Source organism: Paenibacillus sp. Soil522 (assembly GCF_001428245.1).
Lineage (GTDB): Bacteria > Bacillota > Bacilli > Paenibacillales > Paenibacillaceae > Pristimantibacillus.
The window spans coordinates 137,617-163,117 of sequence record NZ_LMRV01000066.1 but is presented as its reverse complement, the minus strand read 5'-3'; the positions used below and the strand labels follow the sequence as shown (position 1 = coordinate 163,117).

The following is a 25,501-nucleotide window of genomic DNA, read 5'->3' as shown; positions in this document are numbered from 1 at the left end:
CATGAAGGTTCGTAACAAAAGATCTAGTAAAGTATTGCAAAAGTTTCTGCCGCTACTCGTTATCGTCAGCATGATCGTCGCATTGTTGCCCGGATCGGCGGGAACTGTATCAGCCGAAACAGGCTCGGAATCGGTTATAACGGATTATTTGCCGACGATTTACGAGACCATTGATGCAAACGGTTTCAAGCATCCGGGTGTCGGACTAACCAAGGAATTACTCGAGAATTTGCAAACGCAGGTACGGGCACAGAAGGAGCCTTGGAAAACCTATTTCGACCAGTTGGTCGCGTCGGTTGACCCATGGGGAAAACCGCTTGCGACCCGAACGGTCTCGTCCAGATTTTCCGAAGGCTGTTTTTGCAGCCAGAACTATAACGAAAGATTCATATGGGATGGCTTAACAGCGTATACGCAGGCTCTTATGTATGTGATAACGGGCGATGAGGTTTATCGGGCCAATACGATGTATATTATCCGGAAATGGGAGCAGAAGAACCCTGTGGATTACGCGTATTTTGTCGATTCGCACATTCACACGGGAGTTCCTCTCTACCGTATGGTTACCGCCGCGGAGATCATGAGGTATACCAGTACTCAGACGCCGGAACTGGAATGGACAGATCAGGATACGGCCAATCTCACGAATAATGTGATCGTTCCGGTCACCGATACCTTCAATCATACGAATCACCGCTTCATGAACCAGCATCTTTATCCGCTGATCGGAGCCATTTCCGGATATATCTTCACCGGCAATGTCGAGCGGTATCACGAGGCAGTCGAGTGGTTCACGGTGAACAAGACGGCTGTGGATCAGCACGTGAACGGTTCCATCAAGAGACTGTTCCGGTTGGTCGATACGAATGCGGCGACAGGCGAGAAGGTGGATAACCCGCAGGTACAGATTACGGAGATGGGCAGGGATCAGGCTCACAGCACCGGCGACGTCATCAATGTCGCCATTGTGTCGCGTCTGTTGCAGGCCCAGGGAACCAAGGTGGATCCGGTAGACGGCACGGTTTCCACTGCGGAGAACGCAGTTACCACATACGATTTTCTCGACAAGCGCATTCTGGCGGGTACCGATCATTTTGCCCGGTATATGAACGGCTATGATACGCCTTGGATCCCGACAGAGGCGCGTATGCGTGAGGATGGCAGTCCGGTCATTTACCAGGTATTGAATACCGCATATCAGGGAAGAATCGGCGGTAATGCCTATGATCTGTACTATTACTATAAATATGAGCAAGGCTTGGATATAGAGCAGGTTGCTCCGTACTTCGCCGAGATGTTCAAAAAGAGGACGGATTACCATTGGGCATCACGGGATTCCGGAGGGGAATATTGGTTGTACATCCCCAAGGAAGCCGAGGCCGAGGGAGCGACAAATCTCCCGAAGGTTGACCCGAACCCGAATTGGAAGGAGATCGAGGTTCGGTTCACCAACTTGGACGGCAACTCGACCGCCATGCAAGAGGGCGATGTTTCCTTCGTCCGCATCAAGGCCGCGGAATCCGGCAGCAAAATCGCTTTGGTTCAATCCAACAGCGGTACGAGAGTGCTCGGATACAAGATTCGGACGAACGGTGCGGCGAAGCTTGAAGCCTTCGGCGAAACGATCACGTTGCCGGATACCCAGGGGCAATGGAGATATGTATATTATAATCTCCCGAAAGACAGTGAGCTCCGGACCATGAATTATTTCACGATTATAGGCAACGGAACGACGGTCGATATCGACCATATCAATGTCAACGCGGCCAATGAACTGACGCCACCGGTGTTTAATGAAGGAAATACCGCTTTGAACCTGTTTGCCTATGTTGGGTCCGAGGCGACACTCCATTATGATTTCTCGGCAACGGACGCAGGCCTGTCCGATGTTGTGACCTATCGGATTGCGGGTGCGCCCGAAGGCGCTGTGTTCGATACAAGCACCGGCGCATTTGCCTGGAAACCGACGCAAGCCGGAACGTATGCCTTCGGCGTGGAAGCTTCCGACGGCACGACGGTATCCACGAGAGATGTCACGGTGACCGTCGCCAATGATCGGCAGTCGGCGGTGGATGCCGTCAATGCGCCCTATGACACCAATACGGATTATATCTGGGCAACGCACGATACGTATAAACTAACAAACGACGACACCATGAGCGTCATTGACACCGCAACGGATGCCGAGTTCTATCAGAAGCTGGCGGCTCTGTATGACGCCGTGCAAGGACTTCAGTTAACCACGCCGTTGCACACCGACGGCAGCATTAATTATTTGAATATGTTCTTATCTTCCGGCTTTAACCCGAAGAGATTTCTGGACAGTGAAACGAGTACGTCCGGTAATACAGCGATTAATCTGGGCGTTCATATGGACATGGGACCCAATTTCCGGGTTTCGGCCAGCAAGTTCCAGATTCAGGCACGGGCCGGTTTTCCTGAACGCGGCGGCGGTATAGCCATGTACGGGTCCAATGACAAAGAAATCTGGACCCGGTTGACGCCGGAGGTGACCCCCGTGTCAGCAGACCTGCACACGTTGACGGTGTCGCCGGAACTCCAGAATGAGCAATTCCGTTTTCTGAAAATCCAAATGATTAATAAGCCGTACGACGCTCCTTGGCCTGAATTGTCCGAGTTCCGGATCTTCGGGAAGCGTCACGAGGTCATCAACAAGATCTCATCGGTCTCCATCGGTTCGGATCAGGCCTTCGGAGGGCGGATTGTCCTGGGAGACACAGCGAAATTATCCTTCCAATCGACGGAAGCCATTCAGAATGTGAAGGTTACGCTTCAGGGTGTACCCGCGACCGTTCATTCGGAGGATGGCCTGAATTGGACGGCCGAAGCGGTCATGGTACCGGGTACGGCGCCCGGCACGGTGTTATTTAAACTCAATTATCAGACGATGGAAGGTATTGATGCCCCGGAAACGTTGTTCGTAACCGACGGGTCTCGCTTGATACTGGTGGATGAATCGGACGTGATCAGCGATGTGACGTCAATTACTGAAGTGACCGATTCCTACGGCAGATCGCCGGCAGACGCGATCGCAGTGGCGAACAGATTGTTCGATAACAATCCGGGTACGGTGACCGATTACCGCTTGAACGGAAGCGGCGCCGGAGCATGGGTTCAATTTGACTTCGGTCAAGGCGGTTATGCTCAATTGTCTTATGTGGAGCTGCTGGCAAGGCAAGACGGGTACTACACCAGAATTGGCGGAACGGTCATTCAGGGCTCCAACGACAATGCGACATGGAAGACCCTCTCCACAGGAGCGGTCTCCACGCGGGATTGGCAGTTCTTGTCGATTAGCGACAATACCCCTTACCGGTATATCCGCATTACCAATGGGAATAACTGGTTCGGAAATATGTCCGAAGTGAGATTCCATGGCGATCTGGTTTATAATGCAGAGTACTTTGATTCCAACGTGCTGGCGCCGGACGGCTATACCAAAGGCAGCTACTACCTGTATATGAAGGAAGTGGCGCGGATCAAAGCGGCCATGAGCGAACCGGGTGCAGATACGAGCGGGCTTGCGGCCGAGTTCGATCAGGCCAAGAATTTGCTTGTTCCTTATACAATATCGCTTTATTCGTTTGAAGGGGATGCGAACAATACGTTCGGGTCAAACGGCGGCACCGTCATCGGATCGCCTGCCTATTCGGCCGGAAAGATCGGGCAAGCCATCGAACTGAACGGCACGAACAGCTATGTCACGCTTCCTCAGGCTCATCCTTTGTCCGCTGCGGAAGCCATCACGATTACTGCCTGGGTGAACTGGGGTGGTGGAAATATGTGGCAGAGAATCTTCGACTTTGGAAACAGCACGAGTCAATACTTGTTACTGACACCAAGCTCGAGGGATGATAAGAAGTTGCGTTTCAAGATCAAAAACGGAAGCAGTGAGTTGGAATTGGAGACGCAGCAGCTTCCGGTAGGCGACTGGGCGCATGTGGCGGTAACGCTGGGAAGCGGTACGGCGAAGCTGTACGTGAACGGCGAACTAAAGGCTGAAAGTAATAACCTGACGATCAAACCAAGCGACTTCAAGCCAAGAAACAACTATATCGGCAAGAGCAACAATTCAGCAGATCCGTTGTTTAACGGCAAAATTGACGAGTTCCGCATTGAGAACTCTGTCTTGAGCGCTGACGAGATCAAAGTGATCTATAATAAAACATCAACATGGTTTGATAATAGCTTGCTCACGCTGCTTCTGGAAGAAGCCGCGGCAATCGACACCGAGCTGTACCAAGAGGAAAGCGTACAAGTGCTTCAGGCGGACGTATCCCATGCAGAATCGGTTTATGCCCTTGCAGACACAACGCAGGAAGAGATCGATGCGGCATCCGAAGGGCTGATTGCGGCACTTGAAGGGCTGCAGTGGAAGGACATAACCGCATCCCTGGATCCTGTGGAACCAAGCGGTAAGAACGGCTGGTATACTTCCCCGGTCACAGTAACACTGTCACCTGAGCCAATCGCGGAATACAGTCAGGACGGCGGAATTACGTGGACGGCCTACAGTGCGCCTGTAGTCTTGAGCGAAGAGGGAACACATCAGCTGCTGTACCGCCGTTCCGTCGACACTGGAGAGACGGAGTCACTAGAGCTCCACATCGACCTTACAGCACCTGTGGTGCAAATAACGGGCGAGACATCGTACACAGTCGATCAGACGGTGATGATTACGTGCAGCGCGTCGGATGTGACTTCAAGCGTATATGGTAAGCCGTGCGATCAGCCTCTGCTTCAGGTGAAGGCGTATATGCTGGAATCCGGAGAGAATACGGCAGAGGTCACTGCAGAGGACATGGCGGGTCATCAAACGACGGCCACCCATACGTTTAGGGTGACGGTAACGTTCGACAGCTTGAAAACCGTGACAAATTCTTTCCTGCAGGAGACGGGCTACAAAGCGTGGGAAACAGTTGCGATTTCGTATAATCAAAAACTGGATCAGGCGAAAGCTGCGGCCGGCAATGGAAAAATAGATGCAGCTAAGAGTATGATAGCCGACTATATCGCGCAGGTCACAGATCAAACAGGGAAATACTTCACGCAGGAACAAGCGGATATCCTGATCCGCTGGGCTCAAATCGTAATATAACCAAAAAATATAACAACTTGAATGAAAGCCGGCGAAGATCTTGTCGGCTTTCATTCAACTAAACGTTGGAAGCGTTTACAAAATTACCGGCATTTGCGGACACCAAAGGAGGTGATGCAAGCGAAAATAATCAGACGTTTTGGCAGCTAAGGTAAACGCCGTTATAGCTGCAGCGTAAAAAGCAATGAATGTTCAATAATAAGGAGGAAGCCGAATTGGAACTCTTTAAGAAAATAGAACGCGGTCAAAGAATTCTTTTCAGTATTCTAAGTATTATGTTGGCAATCACAACCTTTTACGGTTTAGGAAGCATGGAAACAGCGAATGCGGCGATCTCGCCGCTGATTACTTCTTATAAGCCGCAGGTAGTCAGTACGTCTGCAAATTTGTCCTATACCGATTCCTCCGGGAACACGGTAACGGGAACCATTAACCATCCCGGCATTGCAATGAGTCAGACGGATTTGGACAACATGCGCGATCACGTAAGAGCGGGGGATGAGCCTTGGAATACGGCGTTTAATGGCTTTGCCGCCGACTCCCAATCCAGTAAAACGCCAAGAGTCTTATATGAAAATACTTATATCTTCAAGCACATACAAGGGCCTTGGGGGTTTAACGATATTTATACCGACCCAGAAAATCCTAAATATTACGATAATCCCAGCGAATATGTAGGAACGCGTGCCAATACCGATTCTGAAACCGCTTTCATGCAGGCAGTTATGTGGTATATTACCGGCGATGAAACGTATCGCAAAAATGCCATGAAAATCATCAGGAGTTATTCTGCCGCAGAGGATGTCGTTACCCATACGAACTTCCGTCTTGCTATAATGAGTTATTCTCTCTCGGCAGCGGCGGAAATCCTGCGCTATTCCGATACGCCTACGGCGAGTGAGAAATGGACGGATGCAGATACAGCGAATCTTACCCATCTCATGGACATCGTTACCGTTACTTATGACACTCATGGAATGTTTATGAATCAGCATCAGTTCGGGGTTATGGGAACGATGGGAAGAGCTATCTTCACCAATAATCTGCAGCTTTACGATGAGGCTGTAGAAGCCACGACTGTAAATGCTGCAGGCGATCAAGGGGGAAGAAACGGTTCCATTATGCATCAGATGCGGTTGATGACGAAAAATGAGCGAACGGGAGAAGAATTGGATCCGGCGGACCACCATGTGCAGGCCATCGAAATGGGGCGCGATGTGGGGCATTCCTACGCCGATGTTGCCGGACTGTCTACATTGGCGCAGACCATCTATGCCCAAAGCACGACGGTTGACCCGGACACCGGAGCGAGGTCTACGGCTCTCAATGCGAAGAATGTGTTCAACTTCCTGGAAGACCGGCTGCTGGAAGGAACCACTTATCTGCTCAAGTATCATCTGGGTTACGATGTGTTATGGACGCCTGCATGGGCAAACGAAAACAGTAGTATTCAATATTTTGATAAGATCAACCCATGGCCGGGCAGGGGCAGAATCGATCCTTACTTAAGTGTGTTGTACAACTATTATAAATATATCGAAGGGCGGGATATGACCCAGGAAAAGTACAAATACCTGGCCTATGCCTACGAAACGAGAATGCCTGAGGTTGCGTTGAAGGATTATCCGCTTTTCATGTTGCTGTACACGCCCGATGCGGCCAAGACAGTCGGCTTGAGCAACCGGATTATCTTGGGCGACATAACGGGCTTGTCCGCGACAATGGCCGGTTCGGATACGATCAACTTAAGCTGGACGGCTGTATCGGGAGCGCTTGGCTATAATATCTACCGATCCACAGAAGAAAACGGAACGTACACCAAGCTGAACAGTGCGCCAATTACAGGCACCTCTTACAGCGGCACGGGGTTAACGCCAAATACGATCTACTATTATAAGGTCGGCGTATCGGGAGGATCGACGTCGGGCATTGTATCGGCAACAACCGGAGGAACCGGCGTTCCGGCTTTCGATGTAAACCATTATGAGCTTTATGTCAATCATACGCATCAATCTGTACTAAGGGTCATTAAAGCAGATCGAAGCAGCCAAGATTTTACAAGCCAAGCGAGCTTTACTTCATCCGACCCGGCCGTGGCTACAGTCGATTCGGCAGGTTTGGTGACCGGGGCAGGTGTAGGTACAGCTACGATTACCGCCACATATAACGGACAAACTTACAATGCAACAGTAAAAGTAATCATCGATACCCAATTAATTGCCAGGTATAAAATGGACGAAACAAGCGGAGCTACAGCCGCAGACTCATCGGGAAATGGCAATAATGGGACGATAAATGGCGGTGCAGCCTGGACGGCAGGTCAAAGCGGCAACGCAGTGGATCTTGACGGAACAGACGACTATATGGCTCTGCCTGCCGGTGTTGTCTCCGGCGCTGACACGGTTACGGTCGCGGCTTGGGTTAATCTGGATACCGTGAGTAACTGGATGCGGATTTTTGATTTCGGTTCCGGAACTTCTACCTATATGTTCCTCACACCACAAAATGGATCAACTGGTAAAATCCGCTTTGGGATCAGGAACAATGGTTCGACTACACAAAACATTGATGGGACGTCGGCACTGACAACCGGAGGCTGGCATCATGTGGCTGTCACGTTAAATGGTTCAACCGGCACTCTCTACGTTGACGGCGGTGCAGTGGGAAGCAATACCTCGATGACCATTAAACCGTCCGATATGGGCGCCACTACTCAGAATTGGATCGGCCGGTCCCAACACTCCGAACCGTATCTCGATGGACGAGTGGATGATTTCAGAATCTACAACCGCGCGATAAGTTCATCCGAAGTTGCTAGTGTGATGAACGGAGAATCATTGGTAACCGTGACGACAGCGCCATCTGGAGTAACGGCAGCAACAGCGGACCATAGTTCTATTAACTTAAGCTGGTCGGCTGTAACGGGAACTGCGGGCTATCATGTATACATCGCTGATTCTTTGGCAGCCAACGCCATTTATACAAAGGCAAATAGTGAACTTATCACAGGAACGACATTTGCCAGCCTGGGATTAAAGGCGAATACAACCTACTATTACAAAGTAACGGCAGTAAATGCGAGAGGAGAATCGAGTATGTCGGCAATTGCTTCGGCAACAACCGACAGTATGCTTAACGCTAACCTAATATCCTGGTTTAAATTCGACCAAACAAGCGGGACTACAGCCGCAGACGCATCAGGATATGGGAATAACGGGACTATTAATGGCGGAGCAGCCGGGACAGCAGGTATATACGGCGGCGCGGTGGAGCTTGACGGGACGAACGACTATATTACCCTTCCTGCCGATTACGTGTCTTCCTCGGCTGCTTTGTCCACTCTCGATTCCATAACAGTGGCAACTTGGGTGAACTGGAACGGGGGGAATGCATGGCAGCGCATTTTCGACTTCGGGAATAGTACGAGCCAATACTTGCTCTTGACGCCGAGATCGAGTGATAATATGCTGCGTTTCAAGATCAAAAACGGCAGCAGCGAGCAAGTTGTGGAAACGTCGCAGCTTCCCGCAGGTCAATGGGCGCATGTGGCGGTAACGCTGGGAAGCGGCATGGCGAAGCTGTACGTGAACGGCGAACTAAAGGCTGAGAATAACAGCATGACGATCAAACCGAACGACTTTAAGCCGAAAAACAACTATATCGGCAAGAGCAACAATGCAGCAGATCCGTTGTTTAGCGGCAAGATTGACGATTTCCGCATTTATAATAACGTATTGAACGCGGAAGAAATTCAGGCGGCCATGAACAATTGGATAACGGAAAGAATAGAAGCGGAAAATATGAGTCTCACTAATTACACGGTGGAAACCAATTCTATTGCATCGGGCGGCAAGCATGTCAAAGTGAACACGAACACAACTGGAACTGCCCAATTTACGTTTACTGAACCTTCAGGTGTCTATGATCTAAGTACAGCTTATTACGATGAGAATGACGGAGCTTCGAGCTATAGTCTATCCGTGAACGGAGTGGTGAAGGACAGTTGGATTGCAAATCAGGATTTAGGAAGTGCAGGGTTCGAAAGCTCTAACCTCGCCCTGCGAACCACGGAGCAGGTTGTGCTCAATTCTGGAGATATCATTACATTAACCGGATCGTTTCAGAATTGGGAAGCTGCGAGAATCGATTATTTGGAGTATAAACTTGCGAGCAGTTTTACCGAATCATTTAACGTACAGTCTACAGGCAGTGCTCCGTCCGGATGGACTTTATTGAATGATAACGGAACGGTTACCGTAAAGGAAGTCCCATCGGCATCGGATAAAAGCGCCCATATTAATCGTACGAGTCAGGCTGCAACTCGCACTTCAATGGCAAGAAGCTTTTCCCAGTTGAGCGGAGCAGTTACTGTCGAGGCCAAAGTAAGAAGCGATGCCTCGACCCCTTGGTTCTGCTTGCCTTATATCTATGATAATGCCGGTACTATGGCAGCAACCGTCGCCTTCGAAAAAGGTTCTATCAAGAGCAACGTTGGAGGGACCTGGGCTACTGTTCAAAGCTTTACTTCCGGGACTTGGTACAATCTCAAGCTTGTCATCGATACGAACACGGATACGTACGATATGTACGTAAACGGTACACTCAAATTGTCCAATGCTCAGCTTCGCAACCCGGTAATGAATATTGCCAAAGTAGAATTCTATGCAGCAGACTCCAATACCGGCAGTATCTACGTCGATGATGTTAAGGTAAATTAACTTGATCCTTGCAAAAATCTTGTCATTGAAAAAAACGGTTGGTCTACTATGAAATTATTTTTGAACGGGTTATTCAAAATGAGTAACTTGTTACCTATGAGGATGCCGCCGAAGGGAAGGTGACTTTATATTATTCAGCTCCCACAGCACAAGGTTATTTCACAATCAGATTGGATGAATTAGTTTACCGTTTGAGAGTAGAGGGATGTGGCAAGCTAAAGCGGCATAGCGTCCATGTAGGCCCTGGTCAAACGCTTCACGGATGAATGGATCAATGGGAATTATATCTGGATCGATAACATGGGTATCGCAAAGAAACAATCAAAACTAATTAGTAAAAAGGTATTCATTCCAAGCCGGCACAGGCAGCAAGACGTCAGTGCCGGCTTGGGTTTTTGAGGAGGTAATTCCCATGTAAAAGTATAATCGTGAGAAAAGTTAAAGAGTTACCAAGATTTGAGAGTGCGTGAGAAGGTAAACATCGTATTTAATTGAAGGGAGGAACTTGTAGTCAATTGCTTCATGTGATGAGGTTAAACTGGTAGCCTGCACGGTAACGGGAGCTATTCACCACCCTGGCACTGCAATGAGTCAGACGGATTTGGACAACATGCGCAAGAAGTTCGTATGCCTTTGATTACGTTATGGTGAGAATGGCAAAAGGGACAGCATTGTATGTCGTCCAATGGCACAGCTTTGTCGGTGACCTATAACCCCGGTTCTATAACATCGGCTAAAATCCGGGGATTAAACACTATTATTACCCCTGCGAATCAGCGGTAATACGATGACGTTTTCTATATCTGGCCCCATGAAGCTTTCCGTCGAGGTAAACGGAAATGTAAATCGCAATTTAATGATCTTTGCCAATCCATTGGAAGTCAATCCTCCGAGTCCTACCGACCCTGATGTCATCTATCTTGGACCGGGACTTTACCAACAGGACTATACCGTGCCAAGCGGCAAGACGCTTTACATCGCTGGTGGAGCGGTCGTCCAGGGCGGGATTGTTATGGATACTGCCACCGATGCCAAAGTTATAGGCCGTGGTGTACTTGATCGTCCTGATAAAATAGGAATATCCGCTCACTATACGAACCAAATCACGATTGATGGGATCATCGTTAATAATTACGGTAATCTGGATAATGGCGGTTACGGTATTAATCTCGGAAATGCCACCAATGTTGTAATCAATAACTTTAAAGCCTTTAGCAATAATAAGTATGGGGATGGGATAGATGTATTTGGCGGTAAAAATATTACCATCAATGACGTGTATTTCCGTACTCATGATGATTCGATCGCGATATACGGTGCGCGCGCAAATGCCGGCAAAGTCTGGTATGGAGATACCCAGAATGTCACGGTAACGAACTCTATTCTTCAGCCCGATCTTGCTCGTCCAATCAATATTGGTACGCATGGTTTTCCATGGGCGCCCGGCGGCGGTCATACCATAGAAAATCTTAATTTCTCTAATCTGGACATCTGGTTACACAATGATGCACACCGGATCCAATTCATTTCCGCTGATGGCAATCTGGTCCAGAATGTTAAATTCGAAGACATTCGGGTCGATGATCACGTAGGAAACAGCATGTTATTTATGTACGTTAAGAGTTGGGATTATGGCTTAGGGCGTGGAATTAACAATGTTCATTTCAAGAATTTCTCCTATACTGGGAGTGGTAATGCTTTGTTGGAAGGCTATGATTCCAACCGCAGAATTCAAAATATAACATTTGAAAATGTAACACTTAACGGGTCTGCCATTACGAATGCAGATGTTACTACTAACAGTTATGTCAATAACCTTAACTTCATTGCTTCCGGAGATCCTGTACCCGAAGTGGTGCCGCAATTTCCTTCACCTGCTCCAGTCAATCTGGCGTTGAACAGGACCGCCAGTGCGTCTAGCTCGCAATCAAATAATCCGGTTTCGAGCGGTAACGACGGTAGCATATCGACCCGTTGGTGTGCAGTTGATAGAAATGCCGGTCATTGGTGGACGGTGGACCTGGGCTCAAGCAAGAACATAACCGGTGGAAACCAGGTGATGTGGGAACAGAGCGGCAAAGCCTATAAATACAAGATTGAAACATCAAATGACAACGTGAATTGGACCTTAAAGGTTGACAAGACCAATAACACCAGCACGAACCAAATCCAGAACGATGTCTTTTATGATACTGCCCGGTATGTCAGAATTACCGTGACCGGACTGCCAAGCGGCGCTTGGGCCAGCTTCTACGATTTTAAGGTGCTTGGAGAAACAGCGAATCTGGCTGAGAACAAGGCCGTTAGTTCGGATAGTACACTTACAGGAATTCCAGTTTCTAGAGCAGTCGACGGTAACTCTATAACCCGTTGGATTGCTGCTGATGAAGCTGCTGGTCATTGGGTGAAAGTGGACCTTGGCAAAATCAAGAATATTAATTATGGAACCCAGGTGAGCTTTGATAAGAGCGGTGTCGCTTACCAGTATAAGATTGAAAACATCAAAGGACAATACCAATTGGACCTTAAAAGTTGACAAGACCAATAATACAAGTACGGAACAGGTTCAAACCGATTACATTACGGATAATGCCCGCTATGTCAGGATAACCGTCACCGGGTTGCCAAGTGGAGACAAGGCCAGTTTCTACGATCTCAAAGTCTTTGGAGACCCGGACAATTTGGCGTTAGGTAAGACGGTGAGTTCGGACAGTGCGTTGCCGAGCAATCCGGCTTCCTATGGGAACGATGGTCTCACAACGACCCGTTGGGATGCGGCTGACGGAGAGCCCGGTCATTGGTGGGTAGTGGATCTTGGCAGAGTCATGAACATCACCGATACCCAGGTGATGTGGGAGAAGAGTGGAACAGCTTATAATTATAGGATTGAAACCTCACAAGATAATACGAACTGGAGCCAAAAAATATCCAAACATAATAATTCGAACACGAGCCAGGTTCAGGCTGATTACTTTAAAAGTACCGCCCGTTATGTCAAGATTACCGTCCTCGGCACATATAGTGCCGGAAGTGAATTCGGCTTGCCAAGCGATGCGACGGCCAGTTTCTACGAATTCAAGGTTTTCGGTACGGCTGATGGACCAACGTTCCATTCGGACGCTAACTACGGCGGGAATGCCGTAACGCTGGACGTGGGTAACTACACGCTTTCTCAAATGCAGGCGGCAGGAATCGCCGATAACAGCATCTCATCAATCCACGTTCCTGCTGATTATAAGGTCGTCGCATACAGTGATGACGGATTCAGCGGCACATCCTGGACGTATACATCGGACACTCCAAGTATGAGTGGCAACGACAATACGATTTCGTCTATCCAGGTGATGCCCGTCGGCATTGTAAGCGGAGCAACTTACAAAATCAAAAATAAGGATTCCGGGAAGTACCTCGATAGCGATGCGAATGGCGGGGTCATCCTTGCTGCAGGTACGAATTATGACGATCAGAAGTGGATCGTTACCAAACATTCATCCGGCTATTGGACCATCAAGAATGTAGTAACAGGACGCGATTATCTGAATACCGAACCCGACAACATCGTGATCTGGAGCACGGGTGGTGGCATATATGACGATGCGTTATGGAGCATTGAACCGATCTCAGGCGAATTTTATAGTTTCCGTGTAAATAATAAAGTGACCGACAGAGAATATTTGTACGCAACTACGGTGAATGAAGCAAAATGGAACACAGGATCTACGGATTCTAGCACGGTCTGGGTATTTGAGAAACAATAAGTATGCGGAATGAAACCAGCAAGGACCGGAATCTCCAGAGGGGCATTCCGGTCCTTGTTGGCGAATATCCCGAAATGGTGAAAGGTGATAGAGACGAGTATGAACTCTTTAATACAACCCGATGGCCCAAATATAGAGTATTACAGCTGTTGGGGCGGGCATACGTAAGGTCAGGTTTACGATACCGGCGACAGATTGTTCACCAGGAAGAAGAAAATAGTCATGGGCTGGCAGATGGTCTCCAGTAGGAGCAGCGCCGTAGCGCCGTAGTATTCAAGGAAATGGGAGACGCCAAATCGAGAGAGTGGCTGACCTGGCTGCGCCCGGGCGAGCATCCGAATTACCCGGAAGGATAGAAGACAATACGCATTTGAATGAGCAAGGTGCGGAGGCTGTCGCACGAATGGTGGCCGATGCCATCATCAAGCTGAACCTGAATCTTGGTTGAGGAGTCAACTTGGCGAATTTATTGGCCTTATTTTTCTCGAGTTCCGTCAATTTCTCCATCGCTTCGAACAAACGTCTCATATATGTCGATGGATTTAAGCCAGGAGATAGTTATGAAAGTGATTCGTGGTATTAAGGAATTGTAGATTGTCTTTCTATTAATCCATGCTCGTCGTATAGACAATTTAAACAGAGTCGCTGAAGCTAGTTTGATTAATACAATTGATCTGAGCCATGAAATCCATATCTGATAATAATGGTGCTTGCCATTGGCTTTCTGATAAGTCAAAGGTAAGCACTTTTTTTGATGTTTCCCGCCCCGATGCAGCTATTTTGACAATTCATGCATAAATATACATTCTGCACTTTGCGGATATTCTCATCAATTATGAAAATCAGTCCTTTCTCGAGTTAATTTAGCAGAAGTCTTTCACACTAATTATGAAAACTATACACTTGATAAATCAATGTTTTTCGCCGCCGTTTTCTCAGTAATTCTGACACCACACAGTAATACTGAAAGTGTTGTTGGTGAAGGAGGGGCCCAACTCATGCAAACGGGCTCCGGTGTATTCCATGCAGAAGCAATAAAAGAACCGACGGAAGTTTTTCAAATCTGGTTCGAAAACAAAACCAGATTGATTTACGGCTTTTTCGTGTCTGGTAAAAGGCCAGTAAAACGATTATTGATCAAGTGTCAAAAGATATAGAGAGACACGGGATAAGTACTGAAAATTTTATGATTCTCGAACTTCTTTTTAATAAAGGCCCCTACCCAATCCAAAAAATCAGTGATGTTGCAGAGGTTCCATGCCTTTTTAAGCCTGAACAAGTACTCTATGTAGGATTGAATGATATGATGGAGCCCCTTAACTCAAATCCGATGAAAAATATGAAGCTGGATATTGTAGGCCCGGATGAAATAAAACAAGACAGTTCTAAGGTGCTCCAATGGTTAGCGGCGAGAAAACCATCCAAAATTATTATTCATTTTGATCTGGATGTACTGGATATGAAGGAATTCCGTTCCCTCCTGGTTGCTTATCCTGGAACATAAGGGGAGTATACCAAAATCACTCCTCAAGGATTAAGCATGGAAACTATTATTCGTGTTTTACAAGATGTAGCCAAATCATATGATATAGTCGGGCTGGGCATCACTGAGCATTTTCCTTGGGACTCCTATTTTACATGCTATCTCGTTTACCGCTGCTTGGTGATATAAATAATAAAGAGCTCCCAATCTTTAATACTCTTTAATCAAAATGGAGACTGAGACCTGCGTTCATCGTTGCCCTTTTAGGCCCATTTCTGACTTTTCTCGCTTCCGGCATTAATCGTAAAGTCATTTTATTAACCGCTATTCTTATGTTTGCAATCTCTAATATGTCTATGCCTATAAAAATGCTTACCATTGGGAATGGTAAGCATTTTTCTATGTACGTGGGCAAATTAATACGCAATGACTATGACACCACACACTCGCATGAACTCTATACTCGAACTCAAAGGACGCCGTCAGGCGTTTTTCTTATTTGGAAGAAACATAAGCTACCCTCACGAATGCTTTATCTAAAATATGTAAAATCATGTATATTATGTAACTTATCAATGGTTTCGATTTGTCCATGGGAAATTTATTTCGAATTTCTGTCAGTTGTCGGGCTACTTTGTTTGTGTCCTGACATTAAAGTGTATGTTCCGCGTCAAGCCCCAAGCGACCAGAAAAAAACGATCCTGTTCCATTGGGTCTTTTTTCCTGTATCTCAAGACCGGTACGGAGAGTGCGTGGTGCAGATTTCTCATTCGTAATTCTTCCGGTATTACACGTTAAAAAATATAAAAATAACACTAATAATAACCGTTCGAGATGACGATAGATGACTAAGAGGAGGATAGATGGTATGAAGAAAAGCTTTAGGTTTAATCGAAACGGTGTTTTGACTTTCTTGTTGATATTTGTCGTTACATCGGTTTTTGTCCCGATCGGTAATGTTGAAGGGGAAGGCACTCTGCTAAAAAAAGGGAATTATATCTATAGTCCTGCTCCTAACGGTGGGAACTCCCCCGACTGGAAGGCGACCGGGGTTGTATCCGTGACAAATGGCGTGTTGTTCGACGGAGCCCCGGCTTACGCTGGCTGGAAGGGGAGCGCGACATCTCCCGCGACTGTTAATGTGGTTATTGATCTGTTGAAGGACTACCCATTGGACCAGATCCGCGTGGTGCTGAATTCACCCAACAAATATTGGGGATTTAAAGACATTACCATAATGTATCGTCCCGAGTCGGCAAAGGGTTATTACATTACCGACAGACACGTAAGAACGGGAGCCGATTTGAACTACTCGGTAACCGTCCCGATGTCAAACAAGTCGGCCAGGATAATTATACTAAACATAAGACGTACTCAGCCTTATCAACATATTCCCCTGACGGAAGTTGAAATTTATAGAGGTACGGGCGTGGAAGGGCAGAATCCAGGACCCGCTCTTACCGCTGAATTGAAAGCCGAACTGAAGAAGGAAGCCCTGCTGGCGGACAAATTCGGTCAATGGATGAGTGAAACCTGGCCGGGAAAAGTTACATCTGACTGGCAGTTGCAGCAGGAATATGCGGATGAGGCCAAAGCATTGGTGAATGTTTCGCTGGATTCAACAAAATATGATCAATATGGAGGCATTAAAAGCGGAGGAAAGCAAACAAGTACCGGGTACTTCAGGCTTCAAAACATTAACGGCAAATGGTGGTTTATAACGCCAGCTGGATATCCCTTTATTATGAAAGGGATCGATGCCGCAAGTTTGTGGGAGTACGGATATAAGACGCCGATCCTGAAAGCGGACGGCACCCCGAAGCAGATTTTTGAGGAATTGCCCGATCGGACTGCTTACGCTCCCGCTTACACCAAAGATGCGAACGGTGAATATGTCAACTTCGTCATCGCTAATGTCATGAAAAAATATGGAACCGGCTATGAGTCGAAATGGGAGGATATCACCAAGAATCGTTTGATCGATTGGGGCTTTAATACCTTCAGCAAGTGGACAAAACCGAGAAACATAGCGTTTCCGTACATTCAAGTCCTGCAAGACCCTTGGAATTTGAGGAGGATACAATGGACGTACGACGTTTATGACCCGCAGAGCGCGCCCACCATCGAGAAAGCGCTGAAGAAACAGCTTCAAAATGCGAGATACAGCAAGTGGTTGATCGGCTATACCTACGATAATGAAGCGGGTTGGAATGCCGATATCGTAACAAAGGTGCTGACGTATTCTTCGGCCTCTCCGGCAAAAAGCGCATTCGTGGATTTTCTTGCGCCAAGATATAATGGCAACCTCGCCGCGGTCAATCGGTTTCTGGGAACGAATGCTGCATCGTTTGACGCTTTGAAAGATACCCCGATCGATATCACCAAAGTTCCTACGGTCGATGTATCGGAGTATATCAGGCTGGCGTCCAGAACTTATTATTCCATGATCAGGGACATTATCAAAAAATACGATCCGAACCATCTGTTCCTGGGCACGTCTATCGTTCCTACTTGGCGAACCAGCTTGGATTGGGATCAGGCGGCTATGGAGTTTGTAGATGCCTTTTCCGTGGATAGTTATACAAGGGATGCGAGTTGGATTTCCAGATACGAAGCATACGGAAAGCCCTTGTTGAATCTGGAACATTCATTCGGTTCATCCGAACGTGGGCTTTCCTATGTCAATGCGGCTACGATGACAACAAGCATAGCGGAAAGAGGAATGGCTTACCGAGATTTTGTGGAAAGCCAGGCCGCGCATCCGTTATTTGTCGGCTCAGGCTGGTTTTCGTATTACGATCAGCCCGTTACCGGGCGTCCGGATGGCGAGAGCTATAACATCGGCCTGGTCAATCAGCAGGATCAGCCGTATGCGGATATGGTCAACATCATGAAGACGGTACACGCCGGTTTGGAAAATAACCACCTTAACGGAGGGGCTTCCTCGAAAGTTCCGAGTCCGGTCAGGAAAGAAGCGGAGAAATACAGTTCGCAAATGGGGATTGCGACCGAGATTTTACCGGGTACCGGGGCAAGGCAGAAAATCGGTTCGTTGCAGTCCGGCGACTGGGCCGCTTACAGCGGCATCAATCTGACGGGGATGAAAAGCATCGCTTTCAGGGTCGCCTCCGACGATTCAGGCACGATGAGGATACGGTTGGGAAGTCCCGCGGGTACCATTATAGGCACGTTTAACATCACTTCTACCGGCGGATGGCAGAACTGGATCACTTCCAAAGTTCCGATCGCGCCAACCGTCGGTATGCAAAACCTATACTTTACATATGAAGGTGATGAGGGTCAGGAGATCGGCACCATCGATTATTTTGAAATCAAACCGTAATCAAACGAAATGCGAAACAAACGACTGTCCCGGCCGCTATGCCGGGGCTTTTTTTTTGCGCAACGGGCAGCATTCCTGACATACCCGCGATCGGTAGAACGGGCAACTTAATTCCAACTCCAAACGTCATAACTGTATGGACGGGGGGGGGATTGTAATCAGAAGAATGATGATTATCATTTTAGCTATCTGTTTCATTATTGCAGGGTGTATGAACAAAGAGAAAACAATTACGTTAGCTCAAATTAAAGATTCATTTGAAAATCATGGGGTTTCAATGTCAGAAGAACCAGGCTTGCATCCAGATAGCGTATTTTCAAGAGCTTATAATGATGTCACACCTAGACGCTTTGTAATTGATGAAAATCAGATAATCAGCATTTATGTCTACACCTCCAGCAAAGAGGTTAGAAAGGGTATAAAGGACTTCGAGAATAAGACGGCAGCAGCGGATGTGATACCGCACACCATATATCAAATAGCGAATGTGTTAATTTTTTATCTAGATGAATCCTTTAAAGATGAGAGAGTTGACTTGGCTGTCGCGGAGCTGCTGTCTCTCACGAAATAATATTAAAGAAGTATGCTGGTTATATCCATTAGAAGGCGCCGCCGATGATTCTAATGGTTTGATACGTCATATTGTGAGAGGTGATTTTTATGAGGGTATCCAAATTATTACTAAGTCTTATAATGATAACATTTTTATTGGGAGGTTGTGGATCACAAGGTAATGTTGACAATATTAGTTCTAACTCGGACGATTATGATGTGTTAAACATACCGCGAGCGGAGATAACTGAAGACGATTTTGTATACCGTCTTGTTACCGAGAAGGAGGAGTATCAAAAGGGTTATTCAGTAAAGATTTATGCTGAATTAGAATATATAGGCGACAAGGAAACTGTCATTATTTATCATGCTGCATCGCCCTTCTATTTTCCGATAGTGGAGAAAACACGGGATTATGAAATTAATTATGGCATGAACGAACCGTTATTAAGCACAACTCTCAAAAGAGGGCAACCTCTTCGGGAAGAATATGAGAAAAGCGGTGGATACGGCGAACAAGATAAAAAAGAATATGTCGATTTTATAAAAAGTTTTTGGGAGAATGGGTTTCCTGCTGGTTATTATGTTGTTGATGGTTATGTTGATTTTTATGTTCAATCCAATGAAGACAGTAATGATAAAGAAGATTTTAATATAAAGACTCAAATTGATTTCAAAGTAAATGAGTAGGGTCCTATTTATTGAGAGTTGTACGGATGAAGACTTATTGAACAACAAGAACCAGCTAAAGAGGAGACTTATCATGATCACGACACATAAAAAGAACTCTTACAAATTGTCGCTTTTAGGTATGGTTGCGCTATTGCTTCTTGGCGGGTGTGCTTTAACGATGCCGAAATCCACTGAAGAGCCATTGGCCAAACCAATAGTCATATCAAAACCTGGAACTGCGGCAATATTAAAACTAGGAGAAGTTGAATCTGTCCAAATTGTAGGAACCTTGGTTGACCGCAAGCCGAAAACACCGCTATATACAAACGAGAGCAGTTCAGGAAAAGAGATCATTACTAATATTGTATCGTGGGTCAACGCGGCAACCCTCGCGGAAGGTCCGACTGAGTTTGGTAAACATGGATATCCTGATGTAATTCAAATCGAGCGTCTCGGTGAATCTAAGGTGATTATAGAACCTGCGGTCAACTGCGTTGTATCAAACCAGGAAAACGGGAATACTACGAAATCGTGCAGTCCAGTGGATGGCGAGGTTGTTTTAACAAAAGACAGTATTAAGACACGACTCGCATCTTCCGAGTTGTTTGAATGGCTGAAAAACGGCGGTTCGAATAATGGTTGGAACTATAAAGAAGGTTTTGTGATAGCGAAAGAAGGCCAAAAGATTTTGATGGTTCGTTACTTAAAAGCGCAAGATCTCGGTGAAAAGACAATAGGACAAATCTTGAAGGAATCTCAGCCTAACGCCATTTGGATCGCGGTGAAGGACAAATTACAGTATGATTCAATTGTGCTTGGCGATAAGGTCAGCGTGAAATATGAAGATATGTCCATCATTGAACAGTCATACCCTGCGCAAACCAGCAGCGCGAATGAAATTATTAGAGTCACACTAGATGAGGTTCTTGCTTCGGAAGGAATCAGCATTACTGAACATCAAAAAATCACTACAGCGATGTCGATTCGAAAATGCAAACCCCTAAGCTCACAGAAACCAAGTATGGAGAAAAACTGCAAAAAGCATTCAATCGTTTCGGGTAGCCCAACATAAGGAAAATTCACAATAGAGGTACATGAGAGGATGAAGCGCAGTTGGTACTAGGAATGATTTTAATATTTATCTTATTCGTCTATACAATTTGGATAAGTGTAATTTGGCTCCACGAGGGGATAAAATTTAAGCAATCTGCTGAGATGTTAAAAGGGATACTTACGTTATCCGTACTTACTATATGCTTGGTCATAGTCTGCTGGTACGGATCAATGATCTATGATCTTGTTAACATGTCGGAAGCAATATCTTAATATGAAAGCCAAGTCAACTGCCACAATTTTCTTTCGACTGTTATGCGGTCATTCTTAATTCAATAGGGTAACATTCGCCTAGTTTGGTTGGAATCGACAAACTTCTGAAATCCAAAAACGACAGCCTGGAACGTTCGGGTTTGTCGTTTTTTTCTGAAAACAACGCATGAATCTAATATTCTATAAAATCATCGGATGTCTAGTTGCGAATCATAGCGTTCATTCATATGTTGTAAGTAGCTTCTAAAAGGAGGTAAAGCAATGTCTAAGGAAAAAGATAAGGAAAAAAAATCTTCAGGCAAACGCTCAGGCGGCAATCGCAGCGGAGGTAAAAGCGGAGGCAAACGCTCAGGCGGCAATCGCAGCGGAGGTAAAAGCGGAGGCAGCCGTACAGGCGGCAATCGCAGCGGAGGCAAAAGCGGAGGCAGCCGTACAGGCGGCAATCGCAGCGGAGGTAAAAGCGGAGGCAGCCGTACAGGCGGCAATCGCAGCGGAGGCAAAAGCGGAGGCAATTAGGTCTACTCGGCCGCAAGCATAATCAAGCGGATCAATTTGATTCAAATTCGGACGACGATATCGAATAGTTTCATATGTTGTTTAAGATAGCAGTCTATTTCTCTTCAAGGTAATGGGCTGCTTTTTGCTTTACAGATCAAACCATTTTGTCCTCCGGAGCGTTATCTCTAGTGAACAGAACTTAAGGAGGGTTAATTGATGCTAACAAGTTTGAAGAAAATGTTGTTGATTACTGCGATGTGCACGACACTCGTGGCTGCTCCGCTCGGCACTGCGTCGGCAGCCGCCACAGCCGCCATCAATTCCGATGCCGATACGGCGTTTGAGCTTGGCCTGCTTATTGGTGACGGCAATGGCATGAATGCTGCCTATTTGAACAAAGCATCGACTCGAATGCAAGCTGCAATCATCTCGCTCCGTCTTAACGGAAAACTAAAGGAAGCACAGTCTTACACCGGCAAATCCAATTTCTCAGATGCTGCAAAGGTTAGTAAACCGAACCAGTCCATTCTTGCCTATTTGAAGAATAAACCGGAATTAGGCTGGCAGGGCTCGGGCAATAATCTTTTTGAACCAAGCGCGGCAATCAGCTCCAAGCAGTTTTACAAGGTAATCTTGGAGAACCTTGGCTATCAATCCGGATCAGACTTTACATACCAAGGAACAGAAGCATTCGCTGCCTCCCATGGCTTGAACCGGATTGCCGGCACCGGAGCTTTACTTAATGCCAGCTTGGCAACGGCGCTCATCGAAGCATTATCGGCCGAGATGAAAGGCGGCAAGGTGTTCTTCGATTCCCTGCAAGCCAGCGGCGTAATCGCTGCCGGGTCTTCGCTGCCGCAGGGCGAGCGAATCGAGCTTGGCAAAAACGACAAGCTGGGGACATATTTCACTGATAAAAACGGCCGTACACTCTATTTCTTCACGAAAGATGCGGAAAATGTGAACGCCTGCCAGGCGGATTGCTTGAAGAACTGGCCGGTCTATTATGATGAGCATCTACAAATACCTGCATCACTTAGTAAGGATGACTTCGCTGTTATTACCCGCACCGACGGTACGAAGCAGCTAACCTACAAAAATTGGCCTCTCTATTATTTTGTAAAGGATACCGCGTCCGGGGATATTGCCGGAGAAGGAGTGGGAGGCGTATGGTTTGCCGCGAAGTCGGATTATGCGGTCATGCTCGGTACCTCGAAGTCAGCAGGCAGCTACTTGACCGATGACTACGGCCGTGCGCTTTATTATTTTGACAAGGACCCGTCCCAATCGAGCGTTTGCGAAGGCAATTGTTTAGTTAATTGGCCAGCCTATTCCTTATCGGGCACCAGCGTCCCGTCTACGTTAAAAGGAAGTGATATAGGAACGATAACTCGCTCGGATGGAAGTAAGCAAGCTGCTTTTAAAGGGTTTCCGCTCTATTATTTTATCCAGGACAAGGAGCATGGAGATTTGAAAGGACAGGGCGTCAACGATGTCTGGTTTACCGTTGATCCGGTGAAATTCAATGGAACGACAGCTTCAACTGTCACCGTTAAGACGTATAGCATTGATATCAAACAATTTTCATTCGGCAAGGAACCGCTCACTGTGGAAGCAGGCTCCAAAATCACTTTCACAAACTACGACGATATGAAGCATAATGCGGTAGCCGTGGACGGTTCATTCTCGACGCCGTTGCTGGCCAAAGGCGAATCGTACACGATAACCTTGGACAAACCAGGTACTGTTAATTTTTACTGCGAGCCCCATATGTCGTTTATGACCGGGCAAATCATCGTAAAGTGAGCGTGCTGACATGAGAAAAATATCCCGCATTTATGGATGGCCGTTTCTTGCCCTGCTTCTCTTATTGTTATCGGCCTGCGGTGCTTCAGCAAACGAGCCGCCTGCGAACACAATGGATATGGCCGCTTCACCCGCTAGCTCTGAGGCTGTCAATCCTTCCAGCTCTCCCTCTGCTAGTCCCGCGTCCGTTGTCGCCCCTTCGGACGAGCCGGTTGAGACTGAGAAGTCCCGGGAGACAGATAAGCCGAAAATAACGCAGAAGCCTGCTGCGACGGAGAAAACGGTAGAAACCAAGTCACCGACTAATTCGCCGCTGCCTAAATCTATCCCAACTCCCAAGCCTTCCAAAGCGCCGGCAAAGACGGAGGAGCAGGGCGGAGGTAAAGACAAGGATCAGCCGACTGAAGCGGTGACCGTTCACACGGTTGAGATCTCGAATTTCGCGTTCTCACCGGACAAGCTCGAAATAAATGAAGGCGATACCGTTACCTTTATCAATAAGGATGAGGTAGGGCATACAGCAACTGCAGATAATGAAGACTTTGACACCGGCATTCTGGCTCAAAATGACAGCAATAAGATTACCTTCTCTAAGGCGGGAGAGTTCAGCTACTATTGCGCTCCTCATCCCGGCATGAAAGGGACAATCGTCGTGAAGGAGAAATAAGTCATCGTATTTATGAGCGAAGGAGCAGCTGTTCACGGCTGCTCCTTCTTCTGATAAGATAGATAAAAAGCCTGTCGTGGAGGCGCTATTCAATGCTTAATCTAACCGATTATGAACTCATGCAGCTCATTAGAAGCGGCAAACATCAAGCGCTATCCGTTCTTTATGACCGGTATGGCGCTTTGATTTATTCTTTTGCCATGAAGGCCGTCCGGGATGAGGCTGCCGCGAGAGATATTGCGCAGGCTGTCTTCATGCGTCTGTGGACAACGGAAGCGGAGTATAACCCGGAGAAGGGGCGTTTTACAAGCTGGCTGCTTACCTTAACTCGCAATATTACGACGGACCATATTCGAAAACAAAGAAGAAATGCTTCCGGCCTTATACAAATAACGGAGGAACGATTTAATGAATTGCCTGATCAAACCGCACTCTCACCCGAGGAACATGCCGTTCGTTATTCTCTAAGAGAAGAAATTCAGCAGGCGTGCATGCATTTATCTCATCCGCAGAAAACGCTGCTAGAGCATTTTTATTGGCAGGGCTATAGCCTCAGCGAGCTGGCACAGCTATATGATCAGCCACTCGGAACGGTCAAGAACAGGCTCCATCAAACTTTGAAAATATTACGAAGGCATCTTGCGGCAAAGGGGGATCTATAAAATGAGTGACGATACATTCGGCAGTGAATGCGGAATCGTGCTTGACTATCTTTCCGGTGCTTGTACCGAGGAGGAAAGAGAGGCATTCGAGCGTCATTTGACTCATTGTAAATCCTGCAGAGAGGAGCTAGCCGCATTGCAAACCGTATGGGAGGCGCTTCCCTTGGATATAGAAAGAATTGAACCTCCGCAGGATTTGAAAGAGCAGATTATGTCCGCTGCCAAAGCGGCGCCAAGACGTCCCTCAACCTCCCCTAAAACCAACTGGAGGAAGCCTATTATAGCTGTGGCAGCGGCAGCGCTCATTTTTTTCAGCGGTTCGCTCTGGCATAACCCCTTGATCGACAACCGTGAAACGAGTCCACCATCCATCGAAAATGCCTTATTCGCGCCGGCTTCCCGGATTGTTCAAATTAACATGCTAAAGGCGGAATCGAGTGAGAAGGAGCGTGCGTATGGTGTCGCATGTATTGTTGACACCGGACAAGGCAATCAATTCGTAGTCTATGTGTTCGGAGCGAAGCCAACCAAGGATGAGCAAGCCTATCAGGTCTGGCTTCTCCGCGATGGCAACCGAACTAGCGCCGGCACGTTCCGCGTTGACGAGAAAGGAATTGGTCTGCTCACAATGGCGATCGAATCTGGCGAACTAAACTACGACCGTATCGGCATTACGCTGGAGCCGGACGACAAGGGCGATCAGCCGCGCGGCCCTAAAGCTTTTGGAACGGAAGCCGTTACCTGACCGCCCGGTTAGGTCTTGCCTAATGGCTGGATGTGTATAGGTATGACTATTATATTGTAATTTAATGGATTTACAGTAACTAAATATCGGGCTGACATGGTGTTTACACTCTTCGATTATGCTTGTCCTCGAAGGCAATTTCATATCGGGGA

14 protein-coding genes are annotated in these 25,501 nt (G+C 47.1%); all 14 read left to right on the top strand.

Features of this window, described 5'->3' with window-relative positions; genetic code table 11:
• Position 1 precedes the first annotated feature (1 nt).
• The 14 genes from ASG81_RS21825 (at position 2) to ASG81_RS21750 (ending at position 25,349) form a co-directional block, all read left to right on the top strand.
• On the top strand, positions 2 to 5,119 hold the full coding sequence (locus ASG81_RS21825; protein ID WP_056639225.1) for a LamG-like jellyroll fold domain-containing protein: 5,118 nt from the start codon (positions 2 to 4) through the stop codon (positions 5,117 to 5,119).
• A gap of 215 nt (positions 5,120 to 5,334) precedes the next feature.
• On the top strand, positions 5,335 to 9,837 hold the full coding sequence (locus tag ASG81_RS21820; RefSeq protein WP_056639222.1) for a LamG-like jellyroll fold domain-containing protein: 4,503 nt from the start codon (positions 5,335 to 5,337) through the stop codon (positions 9,835 to 9,837).
• A gap of 787 nt (positions 9,838 to 10,624) precedes the next feature.
• Positions 10,625 to 12,373 carry a discoidin domain-containing protein gene (locus tag ASG81_RS21815; protein ID WP_056639220.1) on the top strand — a complete coding sequence of 583 codons (1,749 nt, stop codon included), beginning with the start codon at positions 10,625 to 10,627 and terminating at the stop codon, positions 12,371 to 12,373.
• The gene (locus ASG81_RS21810; RefSeq protein ID WP_200961572.1) at positions 12,330 to 13,595 is read left to right on the top strand and encodes a discoidin domain-containing protein; all 1,266 of its coding nucleotides are present in this window, start codon (positions 12,330 to 12,332) and stop codon (positions 13,593 to 13,595) included. Before ASG81_RS21815 ends, ASG81_RS21810 begins: the two co-directional genes overlap by 44 nt.
• Positions 13,596 to 14,736: 1,141 nt before the next feature.
• Positions 14,737 to 15,099 carry a hypothetical protein gene (locus ASG81_RS32240; protein WP_200961570.1) on the top strand — a complete coding sequence of 121 codons (363 nt, stop codon included), beginning with the start codon at positions 14,737 to 14,739 and terminating at the stop codon, positions 15,097 to 15,099.
• Between the two features lie 847 nt (positions 15,100 to 15,946).
• A complete protein-coding gene (locus ASG81_RS21795; protein WP_056639210.1) occupies positions 15,947 to 18,421 on the top strand; it encodes a carbohydrate-binding protein in 2,475 nt (824 codons plus the stop codon).
• A 166-nt stretch (positions 18,422 to 18,587) separates the two neighbouring features.
• Positions 18,588 to 18,992 (top strand): hypothetical protein, encoded by a 405-nt coding sequence (locus tag ASG81_RS33000; protein ID WP_056639207.1) that lies wholly within the window; start codon positions 18,588 to 18,590, stop codon positions 18,990 to 18,992.
• 89 nt (positions 18,993 to 19,081) lie between these two features.
• Positions 19,082 to 19,663: a hypothetical protein gene (locus tag ASG81_RS21785; protein ID WP_235548967.1), complete on the top strand. Its 582-nt coding sequence runs from the start codon at positions 19,082 to 19,084 to the stop codon at positions 19,661 to 19,663.
• Positions 19,664 to 19,736: 73 nt separating this feature from the next.
• A complete protein-coding gene (locus ASG81_RS21780) occupies positions 19,737 to 20,717 on the top strand; it encodes a DUF3221 domain-containing protein (protein ID WP_056639204.1) in 981 nt (326 codons plus the stop codon).
• A 515-nt stretch (positions 20,718 to 21,232) separates the two neighbouring features.
• The gene (locus ASG81_RS21770; RefSeq protein WP_056639198.1) at positions 21,233 to 21,487 is read left to right on the top strand and encodes a hypothetical protein; all 255 of its coding nucleotides are present in this window, start codon (positions 21,233 to 21,235) and stop codon (positions 21,485 to 21,487) included.
• A 198-nt stretch (positions 21,488 to 21,685) separates the two neighbouring features.
• A complete protein-coding gene (locus ASG81_RS21765; RefSeq protein ID WP_056639193.1) occupies positions 21,686 to 23,275 on the top strand; it encodes a plastocyanin/azurin family copper-binding protein in 1,590 nt (529 codons plus the stop codon).
• Positions 23,276 to 23,285: 10 nt separating this feature from the next.
• Positions 23,286 to 23,942: a cupredoxin domain-containing protein gene (locus ASG81_RS21760; RefSeq protein WP_056639190.1), complete on the top strand. Its 657-nt coding sequence runs from the start codon at positions 23,286 to 23,288 to the stop codon at positions 23,940 to 23,942.
• Positions 23,943 to 24,034: 92 nt separating this feature from the next.
• On the top strand, positions 24,035 to 24,604 hold the full coding sequence (locus ASG81_RS21755) for an RNA polymerase sigma factor (RefSeq protein WP_056639188.1): 570 nt from the start codon (positions 24,035 to 24,037) through the stop codon (positions 24,602 to 24,604).
• 1 nt (position 24,605) lies between these two features.
• Positions 24,606 to 25,349 carry an anti-sigma factor gene (locus tag ASG81_RS21750; protein ID WP_056639186.1) on the top strand — a complete coding sequence of 248 codons (744 nt, stop codon included), beginning with the start codon at positions 24,606 to 24,608 and terminating at the stop codon, positions 25,347 to 25,349.
• Positions 25,350 to 25,501 lie beyond the last annotated feature (152 nt).

Bases quoted from the DNA above. Each gene is read 5' to 3' on its own strand.
- ASG81_RS21770 (WP_056639198.1), top strand. From the start codon at position 21,233: ATGTCTAAGGAAAAAGATAAGGAAAAAAAATCTTCAGGCAAACGCTCA.
- ASG81_RS21815 (WP_056639220.1), top strand. From the start codon at position 10,625: ATGACGTTTTCTATATCTGGCCCCATGAAGCTTTCCGTCGAGGTAAAC.
- ASG81_RS21760 (WP_056639190.1), top strand. From the start codon at position 23,286: ATGAGAAAAATATCCCGCATTTATGGATGGCCGTTTCTTGCCCTGCTT.
- ASG81_RS21755 (WP_056639188.1), top strand. From the start codon at position 24,035: ATGCTTAATCTAACCGATTATGAACTCATGCAGCTCATTAGAAGCGGC.
- ASG81_RS21795 (WP_056639210.1), top strand. From the start codon at position 15,947: ATGAAGAAAAGCTTTAGGTTTAATCGAAACGGTGTTTTGACTTTCTTG.
- ASG81_RS21785 (WP_235548967.1), top strand. From the start codon at position 19,082: ATGAGGGTATCCAAATTATTACTAAGTCTTATAATGATAACATTTTTA.
- ASG81_RS21750 (WP_056639186.1), top strand. From the start codon at position 24,606: ATGAGTGACGATACATTCGGCAGTGAATGCGGAATCGTGCTTGACTAT.
- ASG81_RS33000 (WP_056639207.1), top strand. From the start codon at position 18,588: ATGATGATTATCATTTTAGCTATCTGTTTCATTATTGCAGGGTGTATG.
- ASG81_RS21825 (WP_056639225.1), top strand. From the start codon at position 2: ATGAAGGTTCGTAACAAAAGATCTAGTAAAGTATTGCAAAAGTTTCTG.
- ASG81_RS21765 (WP_056639193.1), top strand. From the start codon at position 21,686: ATGCTAACAAGTTTGAAGAAAATGTTGTTGATTACTGCGATGTGCACG.
- ASG81_RS21780 (WP_056639204.1), top strand. From the start codon at position 19,737: ATGATCACGACACATAAAAAGAACTCTTACAAATTGTCGCTTTTAGGT.